The organism is Pantoea sp. E956-1 (assembly GCF_982223955.1).
In genome coordinates, this window is record NZ_CEUYZP010000009.1 from 38879 (window position 1) to 55181 (window position 16303).

Annotated in this window: 17 protein-coding genes; all 17 read right to left on the reverse strand. The window is 58.2% G+C overall.

What is annotated here, in order from left to right; translation table 11 throughout:
• Positions 1 to 79 precede the first annotated feature (79 nt).
• Positions 80 to 841 (reverse strand): TIGR03747 family integrating conjugative element membrane protein, encoded by a 762-nt coding sequence (locus tag AC0T7J_RS18990; protein WP_031592673.1) that lies wholly within the window; start codon positions 839 to 841, stop codon positions 80 to 82.
• Positions 828 to 2942: a type IV conjugative transfer system coupling protein TraD gene (gene traD / locus AC0T7J_RS18995; RefSeq protein ID WP_473795849.1), complete on the reverse strand. Its 2115-nt coding sequence runs from the start codon at positions 2940 to 2942 to the stop codon at positions 828 to 830. Before traD ends, AC0T7J_RS18990 begins: the two co-directional genes overlap by 14 nt.
• Positions 2943 to 2949: 7 nt before the next feature.
• Positions 2950 to 3414, reverse strand: coding sequence for a hypothetical protein (locus AC0T7J_RS19000; RefSeq protein ID WP_031592670.1), 465 nt, complete (start codon positions 3412 to 3414; stop codon positions 2950 to 2952).
• Positions 3415 to 3425: 11 nt separating this feature from the next.
• Positions 3426 to 4076 (reverse strand): restriction endonuclease, encoded by a 651-nt coding sequence (locus AC0T7J_RS19005; RefSeq protein ID WP_473796186.1) that lies wholly within the window; start codon positions 4074 to 4076, stop codon positions 3426 to 3428.
• Positions 4076 to 4606, reverse strand: coding sequence for an integrating conjugative element protein (locus tag AC0T7J_RS19010; RefSeq protein ID WP_473795852.1), 531 nt, complete (start codon positions 4604 to 4606; stop codon positions 4076 to 4078). The genes AC0T7J_RS19005 and AC0T7J_RS19010 overlap by 1 nt, the downstream gene beginning before the upstream one ends.
• Entirely contained in the window at positions 4603 to 5220 is a 618-nt protein-coding gene (locus AC0T7J_RS19015) for a lysozyme family protein (protein ID WP_069025690.1), read from the reverse strand. The genes AC0T7J_RS19010 and AC0T7J_RS19015 overlap by 4 nt, the downstream gene beginning before the upstream one ends.
• The gene (locus tag AC0T7J_RS19020; RefSeq protein WP_473795856.1) at positions 5199 to 5912 is read right to left on the reverse strand and encodes a TIGR03759 family integrating conjugative element protein; all 714 of its coding nucleotides are present in this window, start codon (positions 5910 to 5912) and stop codon (positions 5199 to 5201) included. The genes AC0T7J_RS19015 and AC0T7J_RS19020 overlap by 22 nt, the downstream gene beginning before the upstream one ends.
• A gap of 11 nt (positions 5913 to 5923) precedes the next feature.
• Complete coding sequence (locus tag AC0T7J_RS19025; protein ID WP_473795859.1) at positions 5924 to 6769, reverse strand: plasmid transfer protein; 846 nt, start codon at positions 6767 to 6769, stop codon at positions 5924 to 5926.
• Positions 6770 to 6983: 214 nt separating this feature from the next.
• Positions 6984 to 8390: a shufflon system plasmid conjugative transfer pilus tip adhesin PilV gene (gene pilV / locus AC0T7J_RS19030; protein WP_473795862.1), complete on the reverse strand. Its 1407-nt coding sequence runs from the start codon at positions 8388 to 8390 to the stop codon at positions 6984 to 6986.
• A 5-nt stretch (positions 8391 to 8395) separates the two neighbouring features.
• Positions 8396 to 9079, reverse strand: coding sequence for an A24 family peptidase (locus AC0T7J_RS19035; protein WP_069025687.1), 684 nt, complete (start codon positions 9077 to 9079; stop codon positions 8396 to 8398).
• Complete coding sequence (locus AC0T7J_RS19040; RefSeq protein WP_031592661.1) at positions 9076 to 9561, reverse strand: lytic transglycosylase domain-containing protein; 486 nt, start codon at positions 9559 to 9561, stop codon at positions 9076 to 9078. The genes AC0T7J_RS19035 and AC0T7J_RS19040 overlap by 4 nt, the downstream gene beginning before the upstream one ends.
• 4 nt (positions 9562 to 9565) lie before the next feature.
• Positions 9566 to 10153, reverse strand: coding sequence for a type 4 pilus major pilin (locus AC0T7J_RS19045; protein ID WP_069025686.1), 588 nt, complete (start codon positions 10151 to 10153; stop codon positions 9566 to 9568).
• Positions 10154 to 10162: 9 nt separating this feature from the next.
• Complete coding sequence (locus tag AC0T7J_RS19050; protein WP_473795867.1) at positions 10163 to 11278, reverse strand: type II secretion system F family protein; 1116 nt, start codon at positions 11276 to 11278, stop codon at positions 10163 to 10165.
• Positions 11268 to 12830 (reverse strand): GspE/PulE family protein, encoded by a 1563-nt coding sequence (locus AC0T7J_RS19055; protein WP_473795870.1) that lies wholly within the window; start codon positions 12828 to 12830, stop codon positions 11268 to 11270. The genes AC0T7J_RS19050 and AC0T7J_RS19055 overlap by 11 nt, the downstream gene beginning before the upstream one ends.
• A 7-nt stretch (positions 12831 to 12837) precedes the next feature.
• A complete protein-coding gene (gene pilP / locus AC0T7J_RS19060; protein ID WP_031592657.1) occupies positions 12838 to 13347 on the reverse strand; it encodes a type IV pilus biogenesis protein PilP in 510 nt (169 codons plus the stop codon).
• Positions 13334 to 14623, reverse strand: a complete 1290-nt coding sequence (gene pilO2 / locus AC0T7J_RS19065; protein WP_473795874.1) for a type 4b pilus protein PilO2 — start codon at positions 14621 to 14623, stop codon at positions 13334 to 13336. Before pilO2 ends, pilP begins: the two co-directional genes overlap by 14 nt.
• A gap of 2 nt (positions 14624 to 14625) precedes the next feature.
• The gene (pilN, locus tag AC0T7J_RS19070; protein ID WP_473795878.1) at positions 14626 to 16299 is read right to left on the reverse strand and encodes a PilN family type IVB pilus formation outer membrane protein; all 1674 of its coding nucleotides are present in this window, start codon (positions 16297 to 16299) and stop codon (positions 14626 to 14628) included.
• Between the last annotated feature and the right edge of the window lie 4 nt (positions 16300 to 16303).

Below are 16303 nucleotides of genomic sequence, written 5' to 3' on the forward strand. Positions count from 1 at the left end.
CCGTATAAGCCATAAAAAACAGGCCTGCAGCAGCGCAGGCCCTACGGTCATATTTCCCCATAAACACACAGACATCGTCTCAAAGATACTTCTTAAACGAAGCGGTAACAACAGCCATTACGCCGCCAGCCAGCAGCGCTGAGGGAAGCAGAAAAATGTTTGGCCACACAGCCGTTGGCCAGGCCAGATACAGCATGCATGGCCCATAAAGCGCCGGCTTGATAAAGCGTTTGGCGTGGTGGTAAACAAAACTAGACTCATATCCGGCGCCATAGCGACGCAGGTCGCGCCTGACCAGCCCCTCAACGGTGCCGGTGATAATGACCAGCCCGAACAATGGAATACTGAGAAACAGGATCATCACCCGGATAAAGAAAATCAGCGTCACCCAGAGCGTGGCCTGCAGGTACTCTCCCAACCAGCTGATGAGGGTTGCACCAAAACCGTTCAGCGCAGGAAATAAGCCGCTTCCTTTCCGACTCGTTTCCCTGAATGAGGCCAGCCAGTAGCTGAATCCACTGTCCACAAACAGCCAGTGCCAGGCGGCCTGAATCCAGCGGGTAATGGTTTCCACCGGCGTGGCCATCAGCAGGCTTCGGGTGTATCCCGCTGAAAGCCAGTGGCTTTCCGCAATCATGACCTGATAGCTGTGTGTGGCGCCCTCGTCCGGCCACAGGAAGGTGATGCAGGCGTACTCCACGCCCAGGCTGACGAACAGTGAGCCAATCAGGATACCAATCAGACTCACCGGCAGGTCCCACAGCAGCAGCGTAAACGGGCCCGACTGGCGGGGCTTTGACGGCGTACTGTTTTGGGTATTCCCGCCATCATTCTGGGACATACGGGCCTCCCGGACTTCCCGCGTCGCCGCCCGTCCACCAGGAATCATGGCTTTGGTAATTTTTCTCCATCGTGTCAGCCAGCTGTTTCAGGCTCGCCGGCATAAAGCTGTCATTGTCGTGACTGACCGGCAGCGGCATGCGGATTTTCCACAGCCGTCCGCCTTCCAGCAGCGCAAAGGCCTGGCCCTTTGGCAGGTTGATGATATCGGAGGGGCTTATCATCGGCACCTTAACCAGCGTCACCTGATCGTTAACGTTACTGTTGAAGTCCGTGCCTTCGCCCGGGCGGGAGACGTCGGTCACACCTGACGTCAGGGTTTTCTGATACACCCCAACCTCAGGCAACTGATCTGTCATCAGCATGGCCGTGTTTTTCTCACGCACCCGGAGCATCACCAGGGAGTTAAAGTTACCGATAACCTGGCTCGCTTTGGCCGCATTCCCGATGCGGGCCTCAATGTCGGACAGCGTCTGCGTATAGGCCGTGACCTGGAATCCGGCACCGCCGCCTTTGTTGATGAGCGGAATAAACTCATCCCCCATCAGCTCGTTAAACTCGTCGCAGTGCAGGTTGATGACGGCCTTCCCGGCTTTTTCATCGCCCTCATTGCCCAGCCCGAACTTGTAGATATGTCCCCCTTCAGAAACCAGGTCGGCAAACATGCTGTTTCCCACGGCGGCGGCCACCACCGGGTCAGACAGCGCATCGAGGCCGACGTAGACCACGCCGCGTGACTTGATGATGTTGTGCCAGTCGAGTATGGGTCGCGGATCGTTAAGGTCGGTGTAATCAGGCGCCAGCAGCGCGGCCGTTTTGCCCGTGGTGAGCTTTTCCAGCAGCGGCAGCAGCGAGGCCACAATTTTATCGAAATACGTCCGGTCATACTGAATCGCACTGCGCAGGCCATCGAGCACCGGGTCCCAGAGTTTTTTACCCTGAGGACTGCCAAGCACCTGCTCTGACGCCCAGATCTTCACGCCGTTCGGACGCCCCTGCAGGTGGCGCGGCAGGTCTTTTTCACTGATGCCTGACTTTATCAGCGCCTCAAGGCTGCCTATCAGCGCCGGTGCCTTTTCGCTCAGCAGGTTATCAACATAGGTCTCATAGAGTTCGCTGATATTGGTGACGTAACGCAGTATCAGGTTGTAGTCAGGACGCTGGCCAAGGGCAACCAGCGCCCGGGTAATGATGTTGACGAACCGCCAGGCAAATTCACGAAAGGCGGCAGAATTCCCTTCGCCGGAGAGCTGACCCGCTACGCGCGATGCTACCTCGGAAATACGGCTGAAACGGCCCACGGCGTTATAGCGTGCGCTGATGTCAGGCCAGCCCAGGTGAAAGACCCAGAAGTTATCCTGACGACCTGCGCGGTGCGACTCGGCATACATGCGCCGCAGCAGGTCGGCATCGCCTTTGGGGTCGAAAACGATAACCACCTCATGCTCGCCGGCGGCGTTGCGGCGTCGGATATCCTGCGTAATCAGCAGTTCCGCCAGGCGGGTTTTACCGACGCGGGTTGTACCCATGACCAGCATATGGCCAACGCGCTCGCCCAGATCGGACATGACGTTAACTTCATCGGGCTCAACCCCATGATAAACAGAACTGCCGCCCACCGGTGGCAGGGGCCGGAACGGATTCAGGGCTGAATCGGCCGAGGTCATACGGCACAGCCACGGCAGGCTGTATTCCATCTTCTTTTCCAGCTCGCGGGCCATGCGGTACATAACAGAGGGCTGAACGTAAACGTCGCATTCTGGCCGCCGGGCCTCCATCAGCCGCTGCGTATGGCGGGGCGACCACTGAAACCCCTTACCGAGGAAAAGGTGCCGGCGGCTGACGGGTATCTGGTCACTGGTCAGCGCATAACGCGAAAGGCGGCGTATATTGCGCCGGTAGCGCAGTATTTTCAAACCCTGCGAGGTGCGCTTCAGGGCCAGCACGCCAAAACCCGCAGCCGTCACCCAGCTGACCGAGGGGGCCAGCGCAACAGACCAGGGTGCCGTCAGGCAGATGAAGGTGGCACTGCCGGCCACGGTTGCCGAATACAGCTCGACGGCGGGACGGAGCAGCGACTCCATAACATAACGATTGCTCATGTCCGTCTCAGCTTCTCTGCTTATCTGTTAAATCACCACCGCGACCCGACAGCTCACCGGCCTGAATAATGTCTCGTCTGAATATGCGTTCACACACCCTCGCAAACTCACGGTTATATTCCCGGCGTAAAAACAGCAGCATGTCGGCCATTAAGCTCAGCAGGACGAATGCCACCCACATATAAGGTAACTGGTGAAATAACCGTATCATCCCGTGAGTCGCAACATCAGGTGTGAACAGCGGATTTGTCAGGATGAGAACCGGAATAACAGTAACGATGACGGCGGTCACGGCTGTTAAAAACAGCAGGGGCCAGAGAAGCAAGATTTTAAAAAGATAAAGGAAGAGACAGGCCACTGAGACCAGCAGCCAGAGTACAGGGAGTATGATGGCGGAAAATGCGTTATCTATCCCCACTGACTGCAGATAGTTACTGACAGCGGCCGGGATGGTTTTCAGGAATATGCGCATAGCGGGCTACCTTATAGGTGTGCTGAGGGGGAACCGGAGCGGGTACGTGATGGCTGAGACGCCAGCTGCTGGAGATTGTCATGGAAATTAAGCCAGCGACGGTCACCGGCAAGCAGCTGAAGCAGGCGCTGGCCGCTGATGAGCTGAATATCGGGATAACGACTGAGCGCTACCCGACTGACTTCACCGGTCCTTCCGGTATGGATGAAGAATCCACGACACTGTTTACGGGCTGTCAGCTCCCCGAATGCCGCAACGTGCTGAGCGCAGATGGTACGGTTATAGCGTTTTGCCTGAATCAGCCAGTGCTGGCCTGCTATCCAGACCTGACCGTCCATGCCGTCATCACCGCTGTATTTGATATTGCGCTGAATGCGAAATCCCTGACGGGACAGTGCCGTCAGCAGCATTTCCTCAAACACATATGGACTGACTTTCCGCAGCCAGACGATCCGGGCGGCGTCATCGTGCAGCTTCGGTAGCTGTTTCAGGGATGCTGCAGCTCGCCTCCTGTACCGCCGGTGTCTGAGCTCAGCCTCGCTTTCACCTAGGCGAATGACCAGATACTGCAGCGCCCAGGCCAGCAAAAGTGCAACATCAAGAGCAACAAAAACTTGATAGGGGTGATTAGAAATAAACTCGGCAATCACAGTAAATGGCATCATTGAGTCAGGCCCTTTGCAGTGATCAGCACGGGGTAATGGGCGATGTGAAGGCGGCGGGCAAGGTCACCGCCGCTTACCGGCACCATCTCTATGGACGGCGAAAGCGCCCGGAGGGCCGTCAGCGCCGCCGCGTCTTTCACGTTCACGACCATGCCTGTGGCACGCATCTGACTGAGCTCTGCTGCATGCTGAGAAAGCCACTGTTTTGAAAGCGGATCGTCACCCACTACAAACACCGGCGGAATACCCGCGAGCTGCAAGGCCTGAGGTGGCACAGGACCCGGGCTCATCTCTGGCGTGCTTACGGGGAGCATGTCAGAAATGGACAGCGATTCAGGGGGTGCAGCCGGCACGGAGGGTGCGCCGGCTGCAGCATCTTTATCAGCGTTAATAGCATCAAAGTACGGCGCTGTGGGCACACCGCCCAGGTCACCAACCACAACCAGCGCGGCGCTGGCTCCCGTAACGACGCAGAGCAGGCAGGTGCTGAAGAGGACGTTACGGATAAGGCAGTAATGTTTCATCATTTGGGTTCGATCCATGTGAAAGTGTTACTGGCAAGATCGACCGGCGTTGCAGACTGTGCGCCGGGTTTATCAGGAGCAATCTGGCCAAGCTTGCGACGGACAATGGCGATGTAGGTCTGTGCCGCTTTACCGCCGGCGGGATGGTGATAACAGCCGGCCGCGTTTAACCAGCTGCCGGGACGTGCGTCGTAACAGGCACGGAGAATGCGGGCGGCGGCGCGGAGGTTGAGGTAAGGATCAAAAGCGTCGCGATATGTCGGGAAAAAATGACCGTTCCAGCCCAGGTTGACCTGCGCTACACCCACGTCGATGTTCTTCAGGGGCCAGCGCTGCATAAATCCCAGCAGCGCAGTGAAAGCCGCATCACGCGTTTCATAGTGATAGCCCCGGCCGGCGACGTTTATGGTCCATGGCCAGGGTTTGGCACCCCAGGCGGTTTTGCGGGTGCTTTCGGCCATCGCCAGTGAATACAGCGACTCTGCCGGCACTCTCTCTGCTGCCGCTATCTGCCGGTAGGCATCCGGAATTACCTGACCTTTGTCAGCCGCACCGCAGGCGCAGCTGACAAGGCAGACCACGGCAGCGGCCTGCTTCAGTACGCTGCGACCTGCCATCCGTTTGCCCCCTGCTGCAGAATGACGGGCATCTGGCCCATGCCGTACCTGAACCACAGGCCGTTGTCGTGATTAAGCGTAATCTGACGGCTGCGGACTTTTTCTACCGGGATGTTGTGCTTAACAGCCCAGGCACGCAGTCCGTCATCGCTGTCGATGCCGACCAGATACAGGTCGACGGCGCGGTTGTCAGCCAGCACGGCGGCCAGACGCGCATCGCAGCGCGAACAGTTTTCCTTCAGGAAAAGCGCAAGGCGACCCTGCGTGTCGTGTGCAATACCGGCCGCGTTGGCACCCATGTTGACCGCGAGCGTTTCCGGATACAGTCGCAGCCAGGCGGCGTTGACGTCGCGCTGGAAAGCCAGCTCCTTTTCGGTTCGCTGGTATTCGTGTTTCACCCACAACTCTGCCAGACGACGGCGTTCCGCGCTGTTATCGGTCTCAACGCCAAGCGCCGTCAGCGGGTCCAGGCCGGGTGACATGATCCCGCGATCACCCTTCATCAGCATCTGATAACGACTCCAGTCGCTGTCAGACAGGCCCCACTGCTGAGCCTGTTGCTGTGTGCTCAACTCGGATGAAGTGTTTTCCTGAAGTGGCGCCAAGCGACTGTTAACTGCTGGCGTCTGCGCAGCGGATGCCAGGGCCCAAAGCGGCAGGAGTATGAGACCTGCGGTGAGTGTTTTTTTCATGCGTTTTCCTTTCACTGAACCTGAAGACGAACGGCGCTGCCGCTGACGCTGAACACTGCGGCATTGACCTCAAGCGCACGCAGGGTCCAGCCCATAAAGCCGTCACCGGGCGAGAGCAGACGCATCGACGAAATCAGGTCAACGCCACGGGGAATGACGACGGCGAAGGTCTGGCCGCCCCGGCGCTCGATGCCGGTCAGCACGAACGGTGCAGCCGGCATCGCCGCGTGCCTGACTGACCGTTTAGCCTTTTTTGGGGAGGCGGCCGCCTTCTGAGACGGCTGAGGGGTAGCCTTTTCAGGCTCAGGGACTTTTGGTGTCGACATGGTCTGCTGTTTCAGCGATTCAAGTGCCGAGGCCGACGCCTGAACCGTCTGGCTGAGCTGTCCGACCTGCAGCTGAAGCTGCTGCACAGACTGCTGATCGCTGAGACCGGCATCGCTGAGCTGATTCATGCGGGTGCTGAGTTTCAGCTGTTCGGAAGCGAGCGTGCTGATTTTTTCCTGCACTGGTTCCAGTGCAGAAATCTGTTTTTCCAGCATTTTCAGCTTTTCCTGCATGACGGTGACGTTAGCGGAAAGCTGGCCTATCTGGCCGCTGCGGAAGGCTGCATCGAGGGTATTGACCCGGATGGTCAGGTTCGAAACCTTTACCAGAAGCACCGCTGAGGCCGTCAGGATGCCAAGCAGTGCGGCAACCAGCACGCCGAGACTGACGTGACGGGCTACTCTTCGCAGATCAATCGGCGGTTTTCGGGGTAATGAGGGAACAGCATCATGGGCTGGCTCATCCGGAGCATGACCGGTGCCGGTGACTTCCGGCACCAGTTCATCGGGTGAGGCGTGGGTAAGAGACATCGGTGAATTCCTTATGGCTGCTCAGCAGAACGGCCATAAGGTGCAAAATTCACGATGCAATGGCGATGATTAACTCATCAGCCGGTTCTGAAGATTTAATTGACTTTGCATGTTTTGTGTAAAGCCAGCGGTAAGTAAAAGTTAGCTGTATCAATTGCTCCTTTCAGACTGTTGCTCGTGCTGATCAATAAACGCCTTCAGTAAAGCTGATGTCTTATTCACAAATTGCATAACTTGTTGATCGGATAATCTGATTTTTGGTTGAGTCACAGTATGCGAACCATGACGCATCACCTGACGGAATTGATGTGACCAGCCATACAGTTCCCTCATGGCTCAGACTTTCACAGTTCCCACCACCTCCCACGATTTTTTTTGGAGCCGGACAGGTTGCCGTTGCTGCGGAAAAACGCATCACATCTGCAGATGCTGAAACAATAGTTTTGGTGGCAGACGTCCGTCGCCAGACTCCGGACTGGCATGAAAGTATGGCTCCGCCTGCCTGATGGCTAATCGCACCTTCAGGATTGCAGGGTGTGTATTCCGTATTAACACTGTCCTGATAAAGAATCCCCCCGGCAGACATGTCACCCTCGGCCCTGATACTCCCCCCCCGTATCTGACCACCGGTATAAATGTTTTTGTTATTAACCACCCGTACCCAGTCATTGTCGGACATGTAAAAGCCACCACCGTGAGATTCATCCAGCCAGCCTTTACCATCACGGGTGATGAGCCAGCCACCGTTACTGCGAATGTCGCTGTTGGCGGTAATGCTGTTGCCCGCAAACATATTGCCCCGCGCGTTGACGTCCTGCCCGGTCACGGTGCCATTTGCCGAAACTGCATTGCCCGCATTCATGCTACCTCTTGCGTTCACATCCTGACCGGTTACGGTGCCGTTAGCCGTGACGGTACTGCTGAAATGACCGTTTGCCGCGTTTACATTACCGGTGTTGTTCAGATTGTTACCGCCCATATCAATGCTGGTATGCATGGTGTTGAGGTCGGGTTTGCCGTTTACCGCAAACCGGTAAAGCCGATCGCTTTCAGCCCGGGATGCACCCAGCTCATCCGTGGTCAGAAGCACCGCAATATGGCCGGGCGTGGTATTCGCGTTAAAGGTTTGAAGGGGTGCCGACCAGCCGCCCCGGGCGCCGGTGACGGTGCCTGCTGTACTGATGTAGCCCCCCATCCCTGAGTTAATGCTGACGGCAATCTGATCCATGGCCATAAAGGGCAGAGGACTGCCGTTCTGCGTGTAAACCAGCGCCTGCAACTGGTTATTCTGCGACACATTGCGCACCACGGTGGCCAGATACTGCTGGCCGTAATCGTTGGTTTCTGTGAATCCCGGCTCCAGAAAACCCGTGTTTTTAAGCATGACCGGCGTGATCGTGACCGGCGCGGTCGACTGCAGCGTATCGTAATAGCGGCCTGCATAACTTTTCACGGCCTGGGTAAAGTGCGAGGCCTGCGTGGCGCTCCTGAGCCAGTTTTGCCTGGCCTGCCAGTCCTGAATCAGTGAACTGCCCCAGGCGGTGATAAAAACCAGAACGATGAGTGCAGCGCCGGTGCTGAACAGCGCCCAGCCACGATCGGGATATTTGCATGTTGGCATGATATTCACCAGGTAATAAGGGGCTGATAAAGCTCAAAAAGCGTCACTATCACGGCCCCGGCTGCCAGCCAGGGACCGAAAGGCCCGCCCTCCGGAGCACGGCGTGACTGTAACTGCCACAGCGTAAAAAGCAGGACGCCGATACCGACGGCATGATAGCCGCTGAACCCAAGCCAGGCGCAGACGGCGCCGCTCATCCACACATCACCCATAGCCGGATTCTCTCTGCCGCCTTTCAGCAGGCTGAGATGGCGCAGACAGCCGGTGATGGCCAGCATGGTGATCGCCGCCGCCAGATGAGACAGCAGCGCTGACAGGGCTGATTCCGGGGCTTGTGAAAGCGGCCGCCAGAGTGAAGCCATCAGGCCGGCCATCAGGCAGCTGACTGTCACGGAACGCGGCAGCAGTCCGGTGAGCGCATCCGTCAGGGTCAGCCTGAAAAGGAACAGGATAAAAAAGAAAGCCGGCAGCCGCGTTGAAAGGGGGGACAGCATGGCCAGTGTCGCGGCCGTGGCAAATAGCCAGCACACGGCCGCTTCGGTGGCTTCCTGATTAACGGTGACGGAAGGAGACAAAGACAGCCCCAGACCGGTGCGTATGCGGGCGGCCATCAGGCAAAGCAACAGAAGAAACAATGGAAAAAGGCCCGCAGCAAACTGCCAGGGCATACTCAGGGTCAGCAGTGTCACAGTGTTATTCCACGCTCTTTTAGCAGCAGTTTACGGTAAATGGCATAGATACGATTGGCATAGGATTCGCGGGTTTCGTGCCGGTCTTTACGGAACCCGGCGTTGTAAGAGCCCAGGCAGTTCCAGCTGATGCCACACACCTGAAAGTGCGAGGCCAGAATCCAGGTGCCTATCTGCACATTGAGGCAGGGCTTCGTCAGTAAATCCTGCGGGCTTCTGATGAAACCCTTCCCGATGAGCGCCGGGATATGGGAAGAGTTCACCTGCATCAGGCCGTAGTCGGTGCTGACTGCCCGCCCGGTTCCGGGATCGCGGTTAATGTTCGTCACGCCCGGGCGCAGGCTGCTTTCACCCGTAGCGATAGCCTGAATCAGAAGCGGATCGATGTGGTATTTTGCGCCCGCCGCGTCAAAGCAGAACGCGTGCGCACGGGCGCAGAACAGCACCAGTAACACCAATACATTCAGCACCGGACGGGACATCGCATCATCCGTTGTGGGTAAAGACCAGCGTGTTATTGCCGGTCCGGCCACTGTCTGCCGTACAGGCCTGGCCGATGGCCTCTGAGCTCACCTGCCCGCTGCTGAAATCAGTACTGTTGATGATCATCGAGCTCGCGGAGCCGGCTGACATCATGCGGGTAGCGATATCAATGCAGCCCGCCTGCGGTACGCTCTGGGAAGTCACGGTAAATCCGTTGTTATAACCGTTGGTCGCAACGGGAGCCATAACCACCGAGCCGCCATAGCTGTTGGTCAGGGTCGCTGTACCGGATGACGGCGTACCGTGAACGGTAAAGCCGGCCGGTGCGCCGCCTTTCTGAATCAGAAACCCGGTCATGGAGGCGCCGCTGCTGAAGTCATAACCATTCCCGGTTTTAAGCGCTGTGCCGTTACTCATCATTGTCTGCAGGCTGGTCACCTCCAGCGCGGAGTCTTTAGCACTGAACAGTTTCCAGATCCCCGCCACGACAAGTGCAGCGACAATGACATAAGCGAGACCGATTGCGCCCTGTTCCATAAATCCCCAGCCCCGGTCCGGATGTTTTTTTACGTTATTGTCTGATACAGACATGGTGTGTCCTCAGTGAAGGTTAATTGAACTGGAGTCCTGGATCTGCATGACCATCAGGATGATGAGTGCGAAGAAACCCAGAATCAGAAGCATTGATAAAAGCCGGGTCACACTGGCCCTGCGGGCAACGCGCTTAAGCGTCTGCTTCAGCCAGCGATCGGCATAATTGCTGATAAGCTCAGCTGATCCCTTACCGTCATCAAGCAGTGACAGGTAGTTAACGGCTTCGCGGCTGGGGAAGTCGTAGCCGCTTTTGCGCAGTGCCATGCCGGGAGAGTTACCCTCACTCATCTCGTCCATCGCCGCCTCAAGTCGCTCCTGCAGCCAGGGCGGCGCAAAGCTGTGCAGCAGCTGCATGGCGTCAAGGTCAGGGACGCCCGCCCCCAGAAGAGCACCGGTGTTCATGAGGAACACCGAACCCTGCAGGTCTTTATATAAAGACCAGGGCAGAAAATTATCGGCGAAACGCCGCAGCCTCCCGCGCCAGCGGGGGAGCGACCACAGGCTGAGCGCAATCAGTCCTGCGCCAGCGGCCGCTGACACCACACCCCAGTGTTCCGTCCAGTCAGCAATCCCCTTCATGAACCCAAGCGCACCGGTCCAGCCTGCCGGGTCAGACATTCTGCTCAGCATCGGGATAAGTGAGAGGTTATTGACGCCGAGTAAGCCTCCGCCAAGGACGACCAGAACCAGCGGGTAAACCGAGGCAAACAGGACCTGGCCGAGGATCTGCTGACGGGCGTCGATCAGCTTGTCAGCCTGAGTCAGGGCGACGGGAATATTGCCCGTCTGTATGCCCGCACTGATGAGAGCTGCCTCTTCATAGGGCACCCACACCGCCAGCACATCGCCGAGAGTGCGGCCGGGAGAGTTATCCCTGAGCCCCTCAAGACAGTCTTCGGTGAGTTCACGGAAGGGATGCCACTTATCGCCGAAACTGGTGTGTACATCGCCGATCATCATCAGCGACCTGTCCAGCGGCCTGCGGTTTTGCAGCAGAAAACGCATGTTTTCGTAAAAAACCTGCCGGTGTGCGCCGGTGAAGGTCAGCCTGACGGCGTGATAGCGGCATTTTTCAAAGAAAGACATGTGACGCTCAGGGTGAAAACGCAGATTACGCGACATGTAAAACCTCGCAGCGCATCAGTTCGTCTTCATCCAGCGGACAAATCAGGTCACCTTCCAGCGGGTCAACGCGGCCGTCAGCGAGGTAATGCAGCAGGTGCATCACGCGGGTGATCCCCCCTTTACTGACCCAGTACTGGCGGGCCACGGCCGGCCCCTGTGTGAGCCATAACTGCATCATCATCGCGTCAGTGCGGACGGCTTCCACCACGGCAATTCGCCCGGTAATGCCTTTGCTGACCGTCCGTTTTGTGAGCGGGATAACTTTGCGACAGCATTCACACCCTTCGGGATTCCTGAAGAAAAGTTTCCCGGGCAAGCACACGCCCTCTACAGAGCAGTATTTTTCCAGGCGCTTACGGGTATCACTGTCCAGTTCTGGCGCTTTCACGGACCAGGGGATTTTGCAGCTCTCACAGAGCAATGGCACCAGGCGCTGGCCAATCAGCCCGGTGATAAGGGACGCATCGGCCAGCAGCTGTCTTTCAACCCCAAAATGCTCCATGCGCCGCAGGGCACCAATCGCACTCAGCGTATGCTGGGTCGACATGAAGATGTGTCCCGTTTCGGTACCGTAAATGCCGGCCATAATGGAATAGAGGTCGCGCATCTCCCCGTTAAGGATGGCATCGGGATCGAGTCGCAGCGCGGAGGCATTGGCGTTGTTCCAGGCCCGGCTGATGGCCTCCGGCGTGTTGTCATCAGGCATGACCGGCGTCTGTATCGCGCCCGGGATGAGTCCCTCTGGCGGGTTTTCCAGCGTCAGCAGACGCTTTTTACCGCCGGTGAGCGTCAGCCAGATATCGCTGAATACGCGAAGGGTGGCACTTTTGCCTGAGCCGGTCGGGCCGGTCACCAGCACCATGCCGGACGGCAGGCGGAGTATCTGCATGATAACTTTGATCTGCCCGGCCAGAAAACCCAGCTGCGGCAGTGTGGGGATGTTTTTACTGTCATCGGGGATCATGCGCATAACCAGGATAAGGCCGTCCGGTGTAGGACGGTGCTCATACCGGGCCCCGAACAGGCCGGCCTGACGCGCAAATTTCGCATTGACGCGCCCTGACTGCTCGCGACCCGCGACAAAAGACTGTTCGCGCACGTCGCACATGGAGATATAAACGGTGGAGGCCAGCGTCGTGCCTTCCTCATCGGTGAGCTCGTCAATCACCTCCAGTTCGCCATGGATGCGCAGCTGGATGACGGTGATTTTGCGATCGGCACTGATTTCCATGTGAATATCAGATGCATTCAGTTCCTTTGCCAGACGGAAATAGCTCAGCACTTTATCCTGTGAACGGCTGACGTCTTTTGTATTCATGTCATCTTCCGTGACGCCCGGCCCCTGAGAGGTCGCGTTTTCACGGCGCTGGCTGAGCTCACTGAGCGAAACAAATTCGGTTTTAGCACCGTGATACTGTTTTGCCGAGTCCATCGCCCAGCGCTGAATGGCCGGGTCCTGACGGCGGTTTTTATCTATAAGCAACGTGACACCCTGCACAGGGTGGTGCTCAGCAAACACAAAGTCCGCGATTTCCTTAGTCGGGATCATCTTCACCTCAGAATGAAAGTTCCGTGTCGTCACTGAGACGCACCACGGTTTCGGTTACGGCCGTCACGCGCGTTGACGTGCCGGGGATCGGGTCGCCTTTCACCACCTCTGCGATGCCGCCACTGGGCAACTGCAGGCGGGCGCGGAGCTTTCCGGGGCTTCCGTAGATTTCGACCAGCCTGATGCTGGCTGGCTGAGTCGCAGCCGCGCTGCCGCTGTCTTTAGCCTGTGCCTGTGAAGCAGGCATCTGACCGGCAGACGGGTACGATGTGAGCGGTGGCACAACCGCTGACTGGGCCAGCGCAGACGGCACCGTTGTCTGGCTCTCGCGCAGCTGCTGCTGCAGCCGCGCCGTCTGCACCTTCTGCTCCAGCAGCAGGTTCTGCGCCTGCGCGGATTCGAGCTCGCCCAGGGTGACGTTGGGCGGCAGCGGATCGCTGCCGGCCGCTGTCGATGAGGCAGCGTTAACCAGCAGCCATGACAGCAGGCAGAGACCCGCCGGGTTATTTCTGCGCATAAACGCTCCCCTTGATGGTGTAACTGAACTGCGCCTGAGCGTTCATGGTGAAGGACACGCCTGACAGGCGAATGCCGGTGGGGTCCAGGCCCTGCAGAAGGCGCTCCGGCTGCAGGCGTGAGCTGACGGTAAAGGTGAACTCCCGCCAATCCTGCGGCGCGGTTTTCATTTCCTCTCCGGGCGCCAGAACAGGCGATTTCACTTCGGTAAATTTCACCCCGATATTCCGGCGCTGCAGGTGAGAGATGAAGCGCATGAGCAGCTCATCAGCGCCGGGAAGCTTTTCGTCCTGAAACTGAGCAGGCGTAACGTGAAGGGGAATAAACACGTCACCGTTTTTCCCTCCTTCCTCCAGGTTGAATACGGCACTGTGGCCAAGCAGTTCCCGGGCGCGTTTCGCAAAGTCACTGACCGTGGCACCCGGCATAGCCGTATAGCGCAGGCGAATACCCTGCTGCACACATTCCGCATCGGTCACGCGCCAGCCGGCAACCGATGCGTAGAGCGGCTCACGAGTCAGCCAGCAGAAACTGAGCATGTCCGGCACCGGCAACTGATGTGCCCAGGGATGCGGCGCTGACGCTGGCGCGACAGGTTTTGCCGGCGTCATGGCTAGCCTTGCACGAAACGCGGCTTCGTCTGCTGCCTGTTTCGCCCGCTCACTGAGGGTGTCTCTGGCATACCAGCCGGCGCCCAGCAGTGAAATGAGCAGTAAAGAAGGAAGCGCGAGCGCGGCCGGGCTCACACGACGGCTGAGACGGCAGCGTCTGAGCTGTGGCCTGGTCAGCCGCGAGGTAAAGGAAAGCGCATCGACACTGTCATCAGCCGCTGCGGCACAGCGAAGTCTGGCCGCATCTGAATCATTGAAAAGCAGAAAGGTTTCGGCGGCGGCCAGCACCTCAGCCCGCGTGCCGGTAACATCGCCCATGACGGACAGGTGGCCGTTACTGACGGCAAAAAACACCCAGCGGTCCTGCTCGCGGCTCAGCCGGTATATGCCCCAGGCGTTACCGCCTTCACAGAGCCGGAACGCCACGGCCAGCGAATAGAAGCGGCTTCTGGCGCGAGCGGGAGAGACATTGCCCGCCAGTGCTTGCGGGCGGTGTCCGTGAATGAGGTAATGCGTATCTGCGGCTCTGGCACCATGACGAAGCCACTGAAACCGTGCATGCGGCTTCTCCCACTGCATACCGGCCACCCAGTCGCGCCGGCTTTTTCTGTCGCTGACCGTTACGCCGGGGTTAAGCGGAGATGACACTTTTTTTGTGATTTTCATCGTTATTGCCCCAGTAAAATCGGCGTGACCATGATGACGAGCGTGGAGCGGCTTTTCGCTCCGCTCTGGCCGCCACCCAGGAGAAAATTGTCGGGCGTGAATGTTCCCTGCCTGTCTGAGGAGGCGTTCTGCTGTTCAGAGCCGGTGAGCACCAGCGTCTGACCGGCGCGCAGGTTGACCTTACGCGCCAGCCCTTCGGTTGCGGTGTCGGCGACGTCGTTGCGGGTGTTGCCGTCCTTACTGATGAAGCTCTTCACGTCCGGCGGGGTGGTGTAGCTAAAGGCAAACTGCAGCTGTATATCCCCGTTTTCCTGCACGAACGGGAGCATGGTCATAAACAGGCCGGTCGTGATACTGGTGACCGTCTGGCTCGACGTGACGCCCACGTTGGCAACGGCCGTCGAGTTAGAACTGCTCAGCAGTCCGGTACTTTTTGACAGCTGGTAGGCAACAGGCGTCAGGTTGGCGGTCGGATCGGTCTGATTCAGCGCCATGGTGACGCTGCCCTGCTGAGCCAGGGCCTTCAGCATCAGCTGTGAGCCGGAAAACTTCGCTGCACCGCCGCCTGCCGTATCCAGGATGGAAATACCTGCGCTGCCGGCATTGTTCGGCGCACCGGCAAATGTGCTGCCGAGTGTCGCACCAAAGCCGGTGACGCTTTTAACGATGAGCCCCCAGTCCAGGCCCCTGTCGACATTACTGGTCTGGGTCACACGAACGATCTGTACGTTAAGCTGAACCTGCCGGCTCAGGACTTTATTCTGGTAATCGATGTAGCGTCCGACCCGGTCCAGCACCTCCGGGGTGTCCGTTACGCTGAGCGTGCCGGTGGCATCGGACAGCCAGTAGCGGCCGCTTTTCGGCGTCAGGATCTGCTCAACGGTTTTGCGGATATCGTTGTACAGGTCGCTGTTCATCCCGTAATCCGTTTTCTGATTCGAGCTGACGTCGCCTTTTGTGCCGCCGGTGCCGCCTTCTGAACCCAGCTGCGCACCGGCCCCGGACGTTATCGACGCAGAACTGTTGACTTTGGTGTTGAGGATGGCGAGCTGGAAGGTGCGCGTGTCCTGAATATAAAAATCCACGCGGCCCGCTGAGCGCCGTACGGACAGGCCCAGCGTGCTCGCCGCGATATTCAGGGCTTCCTGCGCGTCGCCCAGAAAGCGCGTTCCCTGAAAAAGGAGGGGTTCAGCGGAGACGGCGGCGGACTGCGCCTGTTGCATGTCCATCTGTGACAGCGGCACGCGACCGTTATCGTCCGGAGCCGGAAGGCGGCCACTCATCTGTGAAGTCACCACGCCACCGCCAGCCGATCGCATGAGTGTGGCAGCGACCTCCGGTGAAATGTAAACACGAAAATCACATATGGTGTTGATGCGGCTCGCTATCTGCGCGAGCGTCAGCCCTTCGGGGGTATTCAGAACTACCTGACAGGGTGGCAGTTTTACGCCGTCCGGTGCCGATATCACAGGCTGTATCGGCCTGAGGTTGACCCAGGGCTTATCCGACCACACGACAGCAGGCTGAGACATATCCTGGCGGCTCTTCAGCACGCGCTGTGCTGTATCAGCCTGCGCGTTATTCTCTTTTTCGATAGTCGAGACGTCTTTAACTGAACACGAAGACAGCAGTACCGCAGCGGCAAGCAGCGTCAGTTTTAATGGGGTGCGCGACATCCGC

What these genes read in the sequence shown, in the direction of transcription:
- pilN (WP_473795878.1), bottom strand. Translation starts at nt 16,299, where the DNA reads ATGTCGCGCACCCCATTAAAACTGACGCTGCTTGCCGCTGCGGTACTG.
- AC0T7J_RS19025 (WP_473795859.1), bottom strand. Translation starts at nt 6,769, where the DNA reads ATGTCTCTTACCCACGCCTCACCCGATGAACTGGTGCCGGAAGTCACC.
- pilV (WP_473795862.1), bottom strand. Translation starts at nt 8,390, where the DNA reads ATGCCAACATGCAAATATCCCGATCGTGGCTGGGCGCTGTTCAGCACC.
- AC0T7J_RS19005 (WP_473796186.1), bottom strand. Translation starts at nt 4,076, where the DNA reads ATGCCATTTACTGTGATTGCCGAGTTTATTTCTAATCACCCCTATCAA.
- pilO2 (WP_473795874.1), bottom strand. Translation starts at nt 14,623, where the DNA reads ATGAAAATCACAAAAAAAGTGTCATCTCCGCTTAACCCCGGCGTAACG.
- AC0T7J_RS19020 (WP_473795856.1), bottom strand. Translation starts at nt 5,912, where the DNA reads ATGAAAAAAACACTCACCGCAGGTCTCATACTCCTGCCGCTTTGGGCC.
- AC0T7J_RS19015 (WP_069025690.1), bottom strand. Translation starts at nt 5,220, where the DNA reads ATGGCAGGTCGCAGCGTACTGAAGCAGGCCGCTGCCGTGGTCTGCCTT.
- traD (WP_473795849.1), bottom strand. Translation starts at nt 2,942, where the DNA reads ATGAGCAATCGTTATGTTATGGAGTCGCTGCTCCGTCCCGCCGTCGAG.
- AC0T7J_RS19040 (WP_031592661.1), bottom strand. Translation starts at nt 9,561, where the DNA reads ATGTCCCGTCCGGTGCTGAATGTATTGGTGTTACTGGTGCTGTTCTGC.
- AC0T7J_RS18990 (WP_031592673.1), bottom strand. Translation starts at nt 841, where the DNA reads ATGTCCCAGAATGATGGCGGGAATACCCAAAACAGTACGCCGTCAAAG.
- AC0T7J_RS19055 (WP_473795870.1), bottom strand. Translation starts at nt 12,830, where the DNA reads ATGATCCCGACTAAGGAAATCGCGGACTTTGTGTTTGCTGAGCACCAC.
- AC0T7J_RS19010 (WP_473795852.1), bottom strand. Translation starts at nt 4,606, where the DNA reads ATGATGAAACATTACTGCCTTATCCGTAACGTCCTCTTCAGCACCTGC.
- AC0T7J_RS19045 (WP_069025686.1), bottom strand. Translation starts at nt 10,153, where the DNA reads ATGTCTGTATCAGACAATAACGTAAAAAAACATCCGGACCGGGGCTGG.
- pilP (WP_031592657.1), bottom strand. Translation starts at nt 13,347, where the DNA reads ATGCGCAGAAATAACCCGGCGGGTCTCTGCCTGCTGTCATGGCTGCTG.
- AC0T7J_RS19000 (WP_031592670.1), bottom strand. Translation starts at nt 3,414, where the DNA reads ATGCGCATATTCCTGAAAACCATCCCGGCCGCTGTCAGTAACTATCTG.
- AC0T7J_RS19050 (WP_473795867.1), bottom strand. Translation starts at nt 11,278, where the DNA reads ATGTCGCGTAATCTGCGTTTTCACCCTGAGCGTCACATGTCTTTCTTT.